Source organism: Rhodanobacter thiooxydans, from assembly GCF_030291135.1.
GTDB lineage: Bacteria > Pseudomonadota > Gammaproteobacteria > Xanthomonadales > Rhodanobacteraceae > Rhodanobacter > Rhodanobacter thiooxydans_A.
Genome location: NZ_CP127409.1, coordinates 1,895,482 through 1,910,477, shown reverse-complemented (window position 1 = coordinate 1,910,477; position 14,996 = coordinate 1,895,482). Strand labels below are relative to the sequence as shown.

General features: G+C 63.9%; 19 protein-coding genes and 1 tRNA gene. 7 read left to right on the top strand and 13 right to left on the bottom strand.

The features are described from left to right. Positions 1-44 precede the first annotated feature (44 nt). The 7 genes from lolA (at position 45) to QQA13_RS08630 (ending at position 5,622) form a co-directional block, all read left to right on the top strand. Positions 45-710, top strand: coding sequence for an outer membrane lipoprotein chaperone LolA (gene lolA / locus QQA13_RS08660; protein ID WP_108472923.1), 666 nt, complete (start codon positions 45-47; stop codon positions 708-710). 7 nt (positions 711-717) lie between these two features. Then, the gene (locus tag QQA13_RS08655) at positions 718-1,410 is read left to right on the top strand and encodes a YoaK family protein (RefSeq protein ID WP_108472922.1); all 693 of its coding nucleotides are present in this window, start codon (positions 718-720) and stop codon (positions 1,408-1,410) included. Between the two features lie 110 nt (positions 1,411-1,520). After that, on the top strand, positions 1,521-2,858 hold the full coding sequence (locus QQA13_RS08650) for a replication-associated recombination protein A (protein ID WP_108472921.1): 1,338 nt from the start codon (positions 1,521-1,523) through the stop codon (positions 2,856-2,858). 79 nt (positions 2,859-2,937) lie between these two features. After that, positions 2,938-3,516, top strand: a complete 579-nt coding sequence (locus tag QQA13_RS08645; RefSeq protein ID WP_108472920.1) for a hypothetical protein — start codon at positions 2,938-2,940, stop codon at positions 3,514-3,516. A 165-nt stretch (positions 3,517-3,681) separates the two neighbouring features. Then, positions 3,682-4,962 carry a serine--tRNA ligase gene (gene serS, locus QQA13_RS08640; RefSeq protein ID WP_108472919.1) on the top strand — a complete coding sequence of 427 codons (1,281 nt, stop codon included), beginning with the start codon at positions 3,682-3,684 and terminating at the stop codon, positions 4,960-4,962. Next, complete coding sequence (locus QQA13_RS08635) at positions 4,959-5,342, top strand: LrgA (RefSeq protein WP_108472918.1); 384 nt, start codon at positions 4,959-4,961, stop codon at positions 5,340-5,342. Before serS ends, QQA13_RS08635 begins: the two co-directional genes overlap by 4 nt. A gap of 190 nt (positions 5,343-5,532) precedes the next feature. Continuing rightward, positions 5,533-5,622: transfer RNA gene (locus tag QQA13_RS08630), tRNA-Ser, on the top strand. A gap of 173 nt (positions 5,623-5,795) precedes the next feature. On the opposite strand, the gene QQA13_RS08625 is transcribed toward QQA13_RS08630, so the two are convergent. From QQA13_RS08625 to QQA13_RS08570, 13 genes are all read right to left on the bottom strand, one after another. Then, the gene (locus tag QQA13_RS08625) at positions 5,796-6,389 is read right to left on the bottom strand and encodes a hypothetical protein (protein ID WP_159082228.1); all 594 of its coding nucleotides are present in this window, start codon (positions 6,387-6,389) and stop codon (positions 5,796-5,798) included. A gap of 268 nt (positions 6,390-6,657) precedes the next feature. After that, positions 6,658-6,861, bottom strand: a complete 204-nt coding sequence (locus tag QQA13_RS16205; protein WP_428998014.1) for an HGGxSTG domain-containing protein — start codon at positions 6,859-6,861, stop codon at positions 6,658-6,660. A gap of 120 nt (positions 6,862-6,981) precedes the next feature. Continuing rightward, positions 6,982-9,654 carry a phage tail length tape measure family protein gene (locus QQA13_RS08620; RefSeq protein WP_108472916.1) on the bottom strand — a complete coding sequence of 891 codons (2,673 nt, stop codon included), beginning with the start codon at positions 9,652-9,654 and terminating at the stop codon, positions 6,982-6,984. Next, on the bottom strand, positions 9,644-9,943 hold the full coding sequence (locus QQA13_RS08615; protein WP_159082227.1) for a hypothetical protein: 300 nt from the start codon (positions 9,941-9,943) through the stop codon (positions 9,644-9,646). The genes QQA13_RS08620 and QQA13_RS08615 overlap by 11 nt, the downstream gene beginning before the upstream one ends. A 105-nt stretch (positions 9,944-10,048) precedes the next feature. Further along, complete coding sequence (locus QQA13_RS08610; RefSeq protein ID WP_108472914.1) at positions 10,049-10,708, bottom strand: hypothetical protein; 660 nt, start codon at positions 10,706-10,708, stop codon at positions 10,049-10,051. A gap of 18 nt (positions 10,709-10,726) precedes the next feature. Next, positions 10,727-10,927: a hypothetical protein gene (locus QQA13_RS08605; RefSeq protein ID WP_159082226.1), complete on the bottom strand. Its 201-nt coding sequence runs from the start codon at positions 10,925-10,927 to the stop codon at positions 10,727-10,729. Between the two features lie 256 nt (positions 10,928-11,183). Continuing rightward, complete coding sequence (locus QQA13_RS08600; protein WP_108472913.1) at positions 11,184-11,432, bottom strand: hypothetical protein; 249 nt, start codon at positions 11,430-11,432, stop codon at positions 11,184-11,186. Positions 11,433-11,611: 179 nt separating this feature from the next. Further along, entirely contained in the window at positions 11,612-12,424 is an 813-nt protein-coding gene (locus tag QQA13_RS08595; protein ID WP_108472912.1) for a hypothetical protein, read from the bottom strand. Positions 12,425-12,427: 3 nt separating this feature from the next. Continuing rightward, the gene (locus tag QQA13_RS08590) at positions 12,428-12,769 is read right to left on the bottom strand and encodes a hypothetical protein (protein ID WP_159082225.1); all 342 of its coding nucleotides are present in this window, start codon (positions 12,767-12,769) and stop codon (positions 12,428-12,430) included. 217 nt (positions 12,770-12,986) lie between these two features. Then, positions 12,987-14,054 carry an AAA family ATPase gene (locus tag QQA13_RS08585; protein ID WP_108472910.1) on the bottom strand — a complete coding sequence of 356 codons (1,068 nt, stop codon included), beginning with the start codon at positions 14,052-14,054 and terminating at the stop codon, positions 12,987-12,989. Continuing rightward, positions 14,044-14,574: a hypothetical protein gene (locus tag QQA13_RS08580; RefSeq protein ID WP_199909881.1), complete on the bottom strand. Its 531-nt coding sequence runs from the start codon at positions 14,572-14,574 to the stop codon at positions 14,044-14,046. Before QQA13_RS08580 ends, QQA13_RS08585 begins: the two co-directional genes overlap by 11 nt. After that, positions 14,571-14,771: a hypothetical protein gene (locus QQA13_RS08575; protein WP_108472909.1), complete on the bottom strand. Its 201-nt coding sequence runs from the start codon at positions 14,769-14,771 to the stop codon at positions 14,571-14,573. The genes QQA13_RS08580 and QQA13_RS08575 overlap by 4 nt, the downstream gene beginning before the upstream one ends. Beyond that, positions 14,768-14,977 (bottom strand): helix-turn-helix transcriptional regulator, encoded by a 210-nt coding sequence (locus tag QQA13_RS08570; protein ID WP_108472908.1) that lies wholly within the window; start codon positions 14,975-14,977, stop codon positions 14,768-14,770. Before QQA13_RS08570 ends, QQA13_RS08575 begins: the two co-directional genes overlap by 4 nt. Positions 14,978-14,996 lie beyond the last annotated feature (19 nt).

Here is a 14,996-nt window from a genome sequence, read left to right as displayed (position 1 = left end):
ATACGCTCCACAATTCACCGTCATCTTCACCTTCCGGGAATCCGATGAAACGCTTCATGCTTGTCCTGCCCGCCATCATGCTGGCGCTGTCGCTGGGCACCGTGGCGCAGGCGGCCACCGGCCCGGCGCGTGCGCGGCTGGACGCCTTCGCCAACGGCCTGCATTCGCTGACCGGCCACTTCAGCCAGACCCTCACCGACGTCAATGGCCATGCCAGCAAGACCAGTTCCGGCACGCTGGCGCTGCAGGCGCCGCGCCAGTTCCGCTGGGACACGCTGGCGCCGTACAAGCAGACCATCGTGGCCGACGGCAGCCGCGTGTGGCTGTACGACCCGGAGCTAGAGCAGGTCACCGTGCGCATCCAGTCGAGCGAGGAGGCGCACAGCCCGCTCACCGTGCTGACCGACCTCAAGCAGATGGACAAGGATTTCAAGGTGGTCGAGCAGGGCGAGCACGACGGCCTGCTCTGGCTGCGGCTCAGTTCCACCGGCAAGGACCCGCAGTTCGACCACGCCGACCTCGGCTTTGACGCCAACGGCCTGGCCCGCATGACGTTCCGCGACCAGCTCGGCTCCACCACCGAGATCCGTTTCTCCGACTGGCGGCGCAACGCGCCGGTTCCGCCGGCCACCTTCAACTTCGTGCCGCCGAAGGGCGCCGACGTGATCGGCGACGCGCCGGTCATCGACGTGCAGCCGCTGAAGGACTGATGCCGCCATGACCGTGCTGCGCAGGCTGCCGCGCTGGGCGTGGATCGGCGGCGGCATACTCGCCTTCATCGCCGGCATGGTCAACGCCGCCGGCTACATGGGTTTTCGCCACCAGTCGATCACCAACCTCACCGGCTCCACCAGTCTGCTCGGTATCGCGGTGGGCACCGGCGATGGCGGCGAGGCGTGGCACTGGCTGCTGTCGCTCGGTGCCTTCCTGGTCGGCGCGGTGCTCAGCGGCCTGATCGTGCAGCAGAACACGCTGAAGCTCGGCCGGCGCTACGGCGTGGCGCTGGCGCTGGAGTCGCTGCTGCTGTTCGCCGCGGTGCCGCTGCTGGACCAGGGCAGCTCGTACGGCCTGGACCTGGCCGCGATGGCGGCCGGGTTGCAGAACGGCATGGCCAGCACCTACAGCGGCATGGTGTTCCGCACCACCCATGTCTCGGGCATGTTCACCGACCTGGGCATCTATGTCGGTCAGCGCCTGCGCGGCCTGGAGGTGGACACCTTGCGCATCCGCGTCTGCCTGCTGGTGATCGGCAGCTTCACCTTCGGCAGCGGGGTGGGCGCGGTGCTGTTCCGCCAGCTGGGCGAGCGCACCCTGCTGATTCCGGCCACGCTCACCGGCCTGTGCGGCGTGGGCTACGGCATCTACCGCCAATACACGATAACGGCGGGAATTCGCCCCGACGAGGTGTGACCATCGCGCGGCTCGCGGCCGTCGTCGCCGACCAGGCATGCGCCAGCGCCTGTCCGGATAGCTCGCCTGCCACGCCATGGGGCAGCGGCGGCATGACGTATCATGTGGGCATGCCCCGTCCCGTTCCCACACCCGGCGCCGGCCTGTTCGCCGAACCCGACGCGCTCAAGCCGCTGGCCGAGCGCATGCGCCCGCGCAGCCTCGACGAAATCGTCGGCCAGCAGCGCCTGGTCGGCCCGGACAAGGCGCTGCGCCGCGCGCTGGAGGCCGGCAAGATCCACTCGATGGTGCTGTGGGGGCCGCCCGGCTGCGGCAAGACCACCCTGGCGCTGCTGGTGGCGCGTTACGCCGATGCGGATTTCCGCGCGATCTCCGCCGTGCTGTCCGGCCTGCCGGACGTGCGCAAGGCGCTGGCCGAGGCCGAGGTGAACTTCGCCCAGGGTCGACGCACCGTGCTGTTTGTCGACGAGGTGCACCGCTTCAACAAGACCCAGCAGGATGCGTTCCTGCCGCACATCGAACGCGGCGTGATCATCTTCATCGGCGCTACCACCGAGAACCCCTCGTTCGAACTGAACTCCGCGCTGCTCTCGCGCTGCCGCGTGCACGTGCTGGAACCGGTCTCGACCGACGACATCATCGCCGCGCTGAAGCGCGCGCTGGTCGACAGCGAGCGCGGCCTGGGCGAATTGCAGCTGCAGGTGTCCGACGAATCGCTCGACTCGATCGCCCAGGCCGCCGACGGCGACGTGCGCCGCGCGCTGACCCTGCTGGAAATCGCCGCCGAGCTGGCCGACGACCGCACCATCGACGAAGCCACCCTGGCCCAGGTGTTGGCCGACCGCACCCGTCGCTTCGACAAGCAGGGCGAGCAGTTCTACGACCAGATCTCGGCGCTGCACAAATCCGTGCGTTCGTCCGACCCCGACGCCGCGGTGTACTGGCTGTGCCGCATGCTCGACGGTGGCGTCGACCCGCTGTACCTGGCCCGCCGCATGACCCGCATGGCGGTGGAAGACGTTGGCCTGGCCGAGCCGCGCGCCTGGCGCATGGCGCTGGACGCGTGGGATACCTACGAGCGCCTGGGCAGCCCCGAAGGCGAACTCGGCCTGGCCCAGCTGGCGATCTGGCTGGCCATCGCGCCCAAGAGCAACGCCGCCTACATGGCCTACAACAGGGCCCGCGCCGCGGTGCGCCAGGGCGGCACGCTGGAAGTGCCGATGCACCTGCGCAACGCGCCAACCAAGCTGATGAAAGGCCTCGGCTACGGCAAGGGCTACCAGTACGACCACGACGCCGAAGGCGGCATCGCGCTGGACCAGCAATGCCTGCCCGATGAGCTGGTCGGCAGCGTGTTCTACGAGCCGGTCGAGCGCGGCCTGGAACTGCAGCTGCGCGAAAAGCTGCTGGCCCTGCGCGCCGCCCGCGAGAAAGCCCGCGGCAGATAATTCCCGCATGCTGCAAGCATCCTTGCCGTTGCCGCGATACCCGACATAGATTTGCCGCATCAAGCGGGGAGGGAGAGTTATGCGCATACTCGTGGCGGGTCTGATCGGCGGCATCGTGATGTTCGTGTGGGGCGTGGCGGCGCACATGGCGCTGGGGCTGGGCGATACCGGCATCCGCCTGCCGGCCAACGAAAACGCCGTGTTGAGCAGCCTGCATGAAGGGCTCGGCACCCAGCCCGGCGTCTACATCCTGCCGTCGCTGGATCCGAAGCAGATGGGTGACAAGGCGGTACTCAAGGCGTACTCGGAAAAGGCGGTGACGTCGCCGTACGCCTTCGTGGTCTACCTGCCGCAAGGCGAGGACATGATGCAGATGGGTCCGCAGATCGGCCGGCAGTGGGCGTCCGACACACTCGCCGCACTGGCCCTCGCCTTCGTGCTGGGGCTGGCCGGACTGGGTTTCCGGCGGCGCGTGGCACTTGCCGCTGCAGCGGCGCTGTTCACCTGGCTGTGCACGATGGTGCCGTACTGGAACTGGTATCGCTTCCCGCTCGACTTCACGCTGGCGGCACTGGTCGAGCAGCTCGTCGGCTGGCTGCTCGCCGGCGCCGCGATGGCCTGGTGGCTGGGCCGCAGCGAACGCAAGCTGGCCAGCTAACCGGCTTCTGCCGACTTGTTACGGAGCCGCTTTGCTCCCTCCCCTGCGTGCAGCAGGGGAGGGCCGGGGAGGGGTGAAGCCCCTCACGCCACCTGAACTCACATTGCAGCCACTACCACCCCCCAGCGATAATTCGCGGTTCAAGCCTTCACCTGGACTTTGATCATGCTCGATCCCGCCCTGCTGCGTTCGCGCCTCGCCGAAACCGCCGCGCGCCTCGCCGAAACCCGTGGCTATAAGCTGGACGTGAGCGTCGTCGAGTCGCTGGAGAACAGCCGCAAGCAACTGGCGATGGAAACGCAGGAACTGCAGAACCTGCGCAACACCCGCTCCAAGGCGATCGGCCAGGCCAAGGCCAAGGGCGAGGACACGGCAGCGTTGATGGCCGAAGTCGCCGGCATCGGCGACAAGCTCAAGGCCAACGAACAGGCGCTGGCCGAGGTGCAGGCGAAGCTGGCTGAGATCGCGCTGGGCATTCCGAACATCCCGCACGCCTCCGTGCCGATCGGCAAGGACGAGCACGACAACCTCGAAGTCGCCCGCTGGGGCGCGCCGCGCGAGTTCGATTTCACGGTGAAGGACCACGTCGAACTGGGCGAGCGCCACGGCTGGCTCGACGGCGACGCCGGCGCCAAGCTGTCCGGCGCACGCTTCACCGTGCTGCGCGGCCAGCTCGCCCACCTGCACCGCGCGCTCGGCCAGTTCATGCTCGACCTGCACACCGGCGAGCACGGCTACCTCGAATGCAACGTGCCGGTGATCGTCAACGCGGACAGCATGCAGGGCACCGGCCAGCTGCCGAAGTTCGAGGACGACCTGTTCGCCACCGAAGTCGGCGAAACGAAGCGCTACCTGATCCCCACCGCCGAAGTCTCGCTGACCAACCTGGTACGCGACACCATCCAGGACGCCGACGCGCTGCCGCTGCGCATGACCGCGCACACCCTATGCTTCCGCGCCGAGGCCGGCAGCTACGGCCGCGACACCCGCGGCATGATCCGCCAGCACCAGTTCGAGAAGGTCGAGATGGTGCAGATCGCCCGCGCCGACCAGTCGCACGCGCAACTGGAAGAGATGGTCGGCCACGCCGAGAAAGTGCTGCAGAAACTCGGCCTGCCGTACCGCAAGATGCTGTTGTGCAGCGGCGATATGGGCTTCACCGCGGTCAAGACTTACGACCTCGAAGTGTGGCTGCCCAGCCAGCAGACCTACCGCGAAATCTCCAGCTGTTCCAACTGCGAAGACTTCCAGGCGCGCCGCCTGCAGGCCCGCGTGCGCAACGCCGACAGCGGCAAGCCCGAACTGGTGCACACGCTCAACGGTTCCGGCCTCGCCATCGGCCGCACCCTGATCGCGGTGATGGAAAACAACCAGAACGCCGACGGCTCGATCACCGTGCCCGCCGCACTGCGCCCGTACATGGCTGGCCTGGACCGCATCGCATGAACACCCTGGCGGTGCCCGGCGGCCGGTGGGACAAGGTCGAGTTCTACACCAGCTACTTCCTGCTCGCGGTGCTGGCCTCGGTGATCGGCACCCGCCTCGGCTTCGATGGCGTGTGGCAGATGCCGAAGATCGACCTGGCGCTGTCGATCATCGCGCTGCTGCTGGTCATCGGCAGCTTCTGGTTCGCCCGCCACAACCGCCGTTGGCGCCTGTGCATCATCGCCTTCGCCAGCGCCACCCAGCTGGTGCCGATGGTGATACGCGAGCCGGTACTGCTGTTCCCGCTGCTCGGTGCGCTGATCCCGGTGGCGATCCTGGTGGGATGCCTGGTGGCGTTGTCAAAGAAGGGTGGCAACGGTCGCCCGCCGCAGAGTCCCTGATAGACTCTGCCGCCGAGAACTTATGGAGAGATGGCCGAGCGGTTTAAGGTAGCAGTCTTGACGCGAAGGCAGGATGCCGAAGCGGACAGCGGCGCAGCCGCTGGCCCCGAAGGGGTGGAGGGCAGGATGCCCGGAACAAAACTGCCGTAGTGGCGCGCAACGCGCACCTTGCTGCAGACAACGAGTTTATGGAGAGATGGCCGAGCGGTTTAAGGCAGCAGTCTTGAAAACTGCCGTAGTGGTAACACTACCGTGGGTTCGAATCCCACTCTCTCCGCCATAAAAGCATCTAAACCCCTGAAATATGGGGTTTTTTTGTGGCCGTGTATTTTTGTTCCCTTCAAGGTTCCCCGCTGGCCGCAATGGCTGGTGCTCGCACTGCGCGACGGCTCGGCTATCTATTTGCCGTCTAATTTAGAAACGCTGCCAGCAGCTTGCTGGTCAGCAGGTAGCCTACGGTAGTTTTCTGCGATAGGCCGCATCACAGCGGCATCCAGCATGATCGAGAGGCGCCAGTGCGCCCGACGCGTAGGGCGTGTCGATGCTGATCCATCCTTGTGCGGCATTCGCGCTGCAGCCATCGCACACGCCTGGATCATTGGACACGAGCCAGCGTTTTGCCTTGGCGCCCACGGCAATTGCTCCAGCGAGCCCGCCGTAACCATTCGCTAGCCCTATCTCAGTTGTGGCGATTATTTGTGCTGCGTTGGGACTGAAGGCATACATACTGCGCAGAATGCCGGCCATTTCTTTGTGGCTCGCATCGGCGCGCATCGCCGTTGCAATTGTCTGGCGGATCAGCATGCGCAGAATGTCCGTCAGCGGATTCCCTGCTGCGTCTACGATTAGAAGATCGGCGCCATAATCCTCAGCCCATGCGATCGCGTAGGGATCTTTGCCGCCGAAGATGCCGTCGTCCACACGGAAGATTTGCGCCCGCACCCTTTCGGCATCGGCAAGGATGCGTATGCGTTCCACCCAGCCACCAGCAAGTGCGCCATATCGCAGCAGTGGTGGATACAGATAAATCGCAGAATTGGTCGGCATGCTTCCCCCTTCCGGGAAGAATAGCGACCACGCGCGCCGTAGAGTGATCTACGCTGCCGCCTGTGCGTGTTGTTCGCGGTTGCCCGCTGGGACACTTGCGCACTTGTCCCTTTCGTCCGCGATGAACGGATTTGATTTATAGCGCCCGGTCGGTCTCGTCCGAATCAGTCCGGCCCGCCCCTTGTCCAGCTTGCGAGGCCTTGACATTTGTTAACAGGTCTCAACTTCGCCCAGACTCATTCGCGCGCGCACGTACTGCTCTAGAAACTCACTTTTCGGTGGCTTTCCTAGGCATATCTCCGATCCCCATACGCGCGATCCATGCCTCCAAGCCCTTCCTCAGACGCCGATGCGCACGCTCGACATTGCTGCGCCTGATCGCCTCTCGGCCTTCTTCCGTCACTGGGCCTGTGCTCTTTCCTCCGTGCCACTTGCATCGACCGTTATCCAGCCCGACCGCACGACAGGGCATGCCTGACTTCGTGCGCGCGTTGCATAGACATGGGTCGGTGCCCGCGTAGTCGGCGGGAACGCCTCGACGTGTCGGTTGCATGGATCTAGTGGTCATCGGTGGGCCGCCTTGCTGCCTCGCTCATTTCAAATGCCCTCGTCGCGCAACATGCTTCATGGCGGCTGCAAAATCGGCCGGACGCCTACGCGCGTAATCCGCGATCCCGCGAGAATCGAAGCTGTGAAAGTGATAGTTGTTGCCGCCACCGTCCGCACCTCGCTGGCCGCCACCCTTCTTGGCCATATCGCGGATAGGGTTGGCGACATGTGCCGGCAACACCATCTCGTCCTTGTGCAGCTCGGTCATCGCGCCGTCGATCGGGACGCGTTCCCAGCCGCCTTGGGCACTGGAGATCTTGCTGCCGAACGCTTCCACGCCAGCGAAGGCGACGCCCGCAGCAATGGGCGCCAGCACCGGGCCGACGAAGGGGATACCGACGATGGCCTGATACGCCTTCGCGCCGGCAGTTGCAGCCGCGCTGGTGATCTGGCTTCTGCCGGTAGCCGCGTCCGCAGCTTTCGATACTTCTGCCGCGCCAGTCTCGATAACTTGCCGCTGTGTTGCACCGGCAAGGGCTGCGGCCGTTTTCGCGGACTCTCCGGAAATCCACGCGTCCAGCGGCTTCATTACCGCTTCCTTGATGAAGTCCTCGCCGATAACCAGTGAGATGTTGGCAATGCCCTGTCGCAACGTCTGGTGCTGGAACAGCATGCCGTTGATGGCGCCCTGCATCGCGCCCTCGATTTGCTTGGCGTAGCTCTGCCACTCCTTGGCGCTGTTCTTGTGGAAATTCTTTTCCGATGCCGTCATTTCCGCCTGATACTGCTGCATCGCCTTGACGATGGCCTCGCCATCCTTGGTGATCGCTACCTGATCTCCTAAGTCGAGCTTTTGCTTGTCGCGGGAGTACTGCTGGTCTATGGCTAACTTCTGCGCTGCTAGTTGCTGCTCAGGCTGTAGTAACTGCGCAGCATTGATCTCGCCTTCGGAAAACTGCAGCTCATAGCCCTGACGCTTGTTCGCCAGCTCTCCGATTGCCTCATCGTGCGATGCCTTGAGCCTTTCCAAGCTCAGTGCCGTTGCTTTCTTGGACGCTTCTTCCTCGGCGGTTTCAGCATCCCTGATGGCGCGCTTTTGTTCCTCTGCGACGTGCTTGGCGTCCGCGATCTCCTGCCGAGCCGCCGACTTGCTGGCGCTCTCCTGCTTGCTACGGATCTGCAGCAGTTCGTTCACCGCTTGGCGGTAGGCGTCCGTCCCTTCCTTCGCCGCCGCTAGCTTGGCCTGCCAGTACGTTTTTTCCTCGGCCAGCGACATGCTGTGCTGTAGGCGCTGCTCGTTGAAGGCGTCGCGGTCGGCTTGCGCCTGTTCGTGGTCGGCATGACCGGCACCGCCTTTCTTCTTGGACGCTTTTGCCATCGCGTCGATCTGCTCGGCGCTCTTCTGCGCCGAAGCGCCAACGGCGCCAGCCGCCGCACTCTGTTCACGAAGCTTTGCCGTCAGTTCAGTCACGCGGGCCGACTGCAAGTTCATCTCGGCGGTAAGGCCGGCCGAATGACTGTGTATCTGTAGCAGGGCGGCATTCTGCTCCTGCATGTTTTTCAGGATGCGTTGCGCTTCCGCGAGCTGTTCCGCCGTGTCGCCACCGCCTAGCGCAACGTTTGCGCTACGCATCGTGTCATTCCAGACGTTCTTCAGGTCGCGCCAGGCTTTGATAAGAACGTTGACGTGCTGGTGAACCTGTTCGGTCTTGATCCCCATGTTGTCGGCCATCGCCGCGTAGGCGATGCTTGCCGCAGCGGCCGTATCTCCACCGGCCACCAATTGCTGCATTTGCTCGAACTCGGCGACCGTCAGAAAATGGAACTGGTCATTTAGCTTGGCGACCGCCTTTAGCGGGTCTTCCTGTAGCTTTTCAATCTGCGCGATGATCGAGCCAACACTCTGGCCGGTCATGGCGGCCATTTCAGCGGCAGCGGTGCCCACCAGTCGCAGGTCGTTCCCGGCGAAGCGACCGGAAGCGGCAAGCTTCTGGAATGCCTCATCCGCCGCGCCAACATCGCCGGTAGACTTGCCAACACTGTTGGCCATGACGTCCAGTTGTCCGGCCGTATATCCTGCGGCCTGCCCCGTGGCGATCACTGCGCCTTCCATGGCACGGAAGTCTGAGCCTGCCTCAAATACCTCATAACCCAATGCTGCTGCCGCGACCGTGGCCAGCCCAATCGGACTCATTAGGCTCTGCAGTACGGTCGAAAGCACGCCGGTGCGGTTCGCCAGTGTGATCGTGGAGCCTTCCAGACGCGTGTAATTGCCGCGCGCCAGCTCGCCGATCATCACGCCCAGCTCGCGAGCCACACCGCCGTTGATCGTCATCGCGACAGTGTTGGCTTCAGTCGCCACCGTGGCAGCCGTGGTGCTGGCGGCTAGGTCAATCTCTGCCGTGTTCAGCGTCCCGACATACCCGGCATATTCGGCAGCTGTGAGTGCGCCAGCGGCCATTGCTTGGTCAAGTGCCGCCTCTGCTTCGGCAATGCCTGCGGTGCTGGTGATGCCGCCAGCAAAGGCCGCATTGAGCCGCACCATCGCATCGACTTTCAGCTGTACGGCTGCATTGAAGGCAGCGGCCTCTTCGGCAATGGTCGCCTGCATTTCCTCGGTAGCTTTCGCGACAGTAGCAGCGCCTTCCTCCATGCCTGCCTGCAGTTGCGCCGTTTCAGCAGTTAGCTGGACGACGATCTCGTTTTCATTGGACATGGCCCAGCCCCTTGTGAGTGTTGCTCACGGAATGGCCGATCAGCGCAAGCTGGATCTCGGTAATGTTGGTGATGTCGATGGCGTCGGCTACTTCATCCACGCTCGCATCGGGCACCTGGCGCCGGACAGCGGCGGTTACCACGTTCAAAAAGTGCGGCAGCAGATCAGGGCCGTACATGCCCGACGTTGTGGGCCCGGCACCGAGTTTCTTCATGCTTTCCAGCGTCTCGCTGATTTCCCGCACGCCCAATGGCTGCAGGGTGATGTTCTTGCCTCGTATGACGATCATGTGTGTGATTCCAGCGTGGGCCGCTATGGGAGCTTTCATTGCTCATTTGTCGGCATGAAAAAGACCGGCTCCGATTCGCACGGAGCCGGGGACCCAAAGCGATCGTTATCCGTTGTGATCCTCTCCATGCAAGAGCGCCTGCAGATGCTGAGCCGCGATTGCAGCGGCCTCGCGCCGTATGTCCGCTTCATCTGCCGCAAGTAGGGGCTTGGTGATTTCCTCCAACTCGGCGAAGTAGTGATCCAGGCCGCCGACTTGTCGCGCCGCCTGCATGACGTGCTGGTGCATGAATTCGGCCATTAGGTACGCCTTGGCGGCGGCCCTTTGCTTTGTGCCGCTGCGCAGAAGCTCATCACCGATTACCGCTCGCTCTGCGGCCTGCACCGCGTGCTGTGCCTCCTCGTGGCGGCTGACTATCTCGTGATAGGCCACGTCAAACTGATTTCGTGCGATACCCGACGCGTTCAACTTCGCATTCGCCTCCGCGACCTTGCGGGAGGCTGCGTCTCGGCTGCGCGTATCGGGGGAGGGCGACGGCCCTTGAGCGCCATTGAGTGCCCAGTCATGCAGCGCATCGGCGTCAGTCTTGAGCACGTCTTTCAGGGCCGCGTCGGCGTCGGCAAGCTCTTGGATCAGTGGATCGAGAAGCGCGGCCTTTGCGCGGTTGTCGTTAATCTCGACGGCTACAGCGTCGCGATGGGCAATGGCGTCGCGTAGGCGCTGGGCGGGCGAAGGTACGGCGGTAAGGTTCGGTTTCGGGGTCATGGCGTTGTCTCGTTCGGTTTATGGGGTCTTGCGAAATTGGGAAGGGGTTGGCCAGCCGGTCGCCGCGCCGCCCCACACATGCACACTCGTCGTGGTGGACTTGGCGAGCTTCTGGACGCGCTGGCGCTCGACGAAAAGCTGTATTCCCGCCAGTTGCTGCGGGGTGATCTTCTTCAGTGCTGCTACTGCGGCGGCATTACGTTGTGCGTTCATGGACATGGGGGATTCCTTGGGGAGGGTCGGCACAGTGGAGCGTTGGCACGCTCATCGAATGCGCCAGCGGGGGTACGGAATAGGGAACAAAGCAGATAGAACTAACTTGAAGCTAGTGGCGACAAAGGTTTGCCGGGTCTATGCGGCGGACGGGTTAGCATTCGTGCGCCAAAATAGGGGAAGCCTTCCACGGGGTAAGCCGGGCGTGCGACGACACAACCGACCAATGCGGAGAGCTTCATGGGCTCAGGAGAAAATGCGGTTAAGAGGGAGTGGTTTTGACAGGCTTGGCGGCCTTACCGGTCCAGCGCCGCAGCTCTTGGAAAATGGCGCACCCGAAAATGATGCAACTGGCGAAGTACACTGCCCCGGCGTATGGGTACACAGGGGGATAGAACGTGACGATGCCGATAGGGATCAACGCCAAGTACGGCGCGTTGGCGGCAAGAATCTTGCGGCGCTGCTGGTGGCGTGCACTGTTCGCCGGCTTGTCGTGGTGGGTAGCGTTCACGATGTCGCCGCCAGGAACCGTGCAGCCATGGCTGTTCCATCTGTCGACTGTGTTGACTGCGATACTGGCAACGCTTCGGCTTGGTCACGCGGCATGGCGAGCGAAACATGGATTGCCCGTCGAGTAGCCATCTCAAACCGCCTCGCTCTTGTCGGGTTACTGGGAAGGAATACCGTGCATTACGCGGCACGGGATCGCGAGGCTGGCGCAGTCATGGCGGTGAAGTCCTGCCTATCTTTCATAATGTCGGATTGCGGGTGTTGAATAGCCGGCATTAACGTCAGCACCGGCCCCGCCATTGCATGCGCCTTGATCCACCATGAACTCCCCGCAAATCCATTTGCGCGGTAATCGGCGGTTTTGGTAGCCCGGTAATAGCTGATTGTTCTGTACCGGCCCGCCGCTTCGGATAGTCGCTGCTCGAACACCGTCACCATCAGCGCGCGGTAGTCGGCATAACGCCCCTTGTCCACGCGCAGCTCCACGCGGCGATCCTCGATCGTCGGCATGCCCTGCCTACGCCGTCCCCAGAACGCCAGCGCGAGCGCGTCCAGGGTTGCCGCCGCGATAACGGCCGGTCGTGGCCGTTGCCCCTTGCGGTCGCACCAGACGCGCAGGTAAGCCCGTCCGTAGCTCAGGCATGGCTCTATGGCTCCGGGCAGCTCCCAGCGAGCCAGCGCCAGCAGATGCGGCCTCACGTCATGCGGCGATGTGCCGGTGAAACTCAGCGCAGCCGACTGCACCCAATCGGAGCCGGTCACGGGGATATGCGAGCCGGCCGGCTTGTCGGTGTGATAGCTCCAACTACCGGAAGCCGTCACGGTCAGGCAGGAATGAACCGCCATCGCCTCCGGCCGGAATGCCGCGCCATCGGCAAAGGCCAGGAACTCCGGCTCAGGTTCCAGGGGATTGCCGTCCGGGGTATCCAGTCCCCGCACGGTTAGTTCGCGGCCGTCCGCCGCTACGGTTTCGCCCCGCCAGGCTTGGGTCATCGGTCAGTCCCTCGCCGGCTCGAAGGTGTCGCATTTGTGCCGCTGCGCCGGGTAATGGCTGCCCTTGCCAGCGCCACAGGTGCCCATGCCGGCATCAGGGTTGATCGTGCCCAGGCTGAAGTGTCGGCAGCCTTCACAGGTCACGGATGGGCGCGGTACGTGACCGCCAGCCTTGCGAACGAAACACCACGGGCAGCCCAGCGCACGCGGCCAGCCGCCCACAACAGGCAGCACCGCCGCAATGTCGGGGTGAATCCAGACCGGGCCGCACCCTTTGCACAACATCCGCCCCGTGTCGCCAGCCGGTACGCGTCCGGCGCGGCGGTCGTCGGTGTCACGCTGCATCGACTCCACCGCACCAGATGCACCAAGCGCACCGCTTGCACCAAGGGCACCAGATGCACCAGAAGCGGCAGCCGAACGTGCACCAGACGCAGCCTCTTTTGGTGCGCGGTCATTTCCTTGCAAAGCGTTGTCTGCCAAGGCTTTGAGCGATGTTCTAGGGCTTTGGTGCGTTGGTGCGTTCCCTAGTGGTGCACCAGCGCACCAAGCGCCGTTCTGGTCAGTCGACATAGCTGTCACCTCGCGGCGTCGCGGGCTTTTTTGCCGGCTTTGGCTTCGGGGTGTAGCGGCCCGCGTCTTTGGCCTTGTTCAGTGCGCGTACCACGGTCGAGTGATTCACGCCCAGCTCGCCGCCGATCTCGCGCATCGTCAGGCCCAGCCCGGCCAGCTCGATCATTTGTTCTTCGCTGGCATCGGATACCGCGCGCGTTGCCCATGTCTGGGTGCCGTCCGGCAGCGTGGTAAGCGCAGCCTCGAAGGGCGAAACGTCTTGCCCGTACAGCGCGCGGGCTTTCTCGAAGTGAACCTCGAACCGTGCACCTTGGTCGGGTTCGTAATCGGCAGGCTTGCGGAGTGCGATAACGGTATCCAGTACGTCCTCGCGCTTGGACGTGCCGCGTTGCTGGCCTCCCTTGCCGGCGTGGTGAACGAAAACCACGCTAAGGCCTTGCGAGCGCATCTGTAGCGCCCACTCCTGCACAGGCTGCCAGCTCTCTCCCTCGTTCTCCTTGCCGCCGCGCACCAGGCAGCTAAGGTTGTCCACGATAACCACGCGAGCGGCCCCTATCGCCGCGTTGATGGCTTCCCGGCCTTCCGGTTGATACAGGTTCGGCATCAAGCCGTCTTCTTGCAGGTCGGGCGTGACAAACCGCAGGTATCCAGCCGCCGCTTCTTGGTCATTGCTGGCGATGACGGTCGCAACGCGGGCTTTCAGGTCCGCGCCGGGCATCTCGCCGTCCAGATACAGCACCGGGGTTTGCGCCGTTGCCTGCCAGCCCAGGAACTCGCCCCCCGACGCGAGCGCGTAAGCCACGCCCAGCGCCATGTGCGTTTTACCGATGCCGCGTGGTGCGTAGATCATCGCCAGCGATTGCGTGGTCAGCCACGGCTTCAGCAGCTTGTCGCGCGGCGGGAACTTCGCCGATAGCAAGCCGGCAGCGTCTACCACCACCACCTCACGCGGCGGTTTTTCGTCTTGGTGCGTTGGTGCATTCTCAGGGTTTGCACCAGTGCACCAAGATTCCCGCGCCGCCAATTCCTCGATTGCGGCAATCTTTTCAGCGGCCATGGGTCAGCACCTCCCGCGCGTCGCGGATACGGTCGCAGGCCACGCCTACGCGCTTCAGGTCGTCATCGGTCAGGGCTTGCCCCTCGGCGAGCGTGCGGGCGGCGATGTGCACCACGCCGACTTCAAGCTGCAAGGCGTTCAATGCCGCTTTCCACTGCGCTTGTTTGGCGTATTCGCGCAGGGCGTTGCGCTCTGCGGTGCTCATGTTCATGGTGATCCGCTGCGGGAACAGATCGGCGATGGACAAGCCGACAGCGCCCAGCACGTCATGCACCAGGCAGCCCGCGAAGCAATGCAGCAGCACGCGGCCATCATCGCCTTGCGCGATGCTCAGGGACGCGGAACGGTCAGTGTGTGCGGGGCACTTGGCAATCCAGCCTTTGCCGGATTTGCGCACGCCGTCCAGCCGATCCAGTAGACGGTCGGCGTGGTTGGCGATAGGATGGATGTACGAAGTGTTTGACATGCCCCCGGAACGGTTGCCGCCGTTGTCGGGGGTTTTCGTATGCGCGACGTTCAAGCTTCACCCGCCTTGCCCAGCCGCTCGGGCAGGGTGCGCAGGCTCTCGACGATAATGTAGCGTTTGGCGCCAAGTTTAAAAGTTTCGACCAGGCCGGCGTTTGCCAGCTCATACGCGACGGTCTTGCTTATGCCGTGCTCGCGGCAGGCTTCCAGGAATGGGCGGTATGCGGGGGTGTTTGTCGTTGCGGCGGTCATTGCTGCCCCCTCGACGCGATAACGCGGCCAGTGATCCAGCGATCAATGTCGGACGCAAGCCATGCGCTGGCGCTTGCGCCGATCTTCACGCGCCGGGGAAACGTTCCCTCGGCTTCATGGCGATAAATGGACGAGCGAGAAAGCCCGGTGCGCTGAATGACAGCGGGCAAGCGCAGGAGCTGCGCGGGTACGGCTTGGGTTTGCATGGCATCGCCTTGTGCGGGT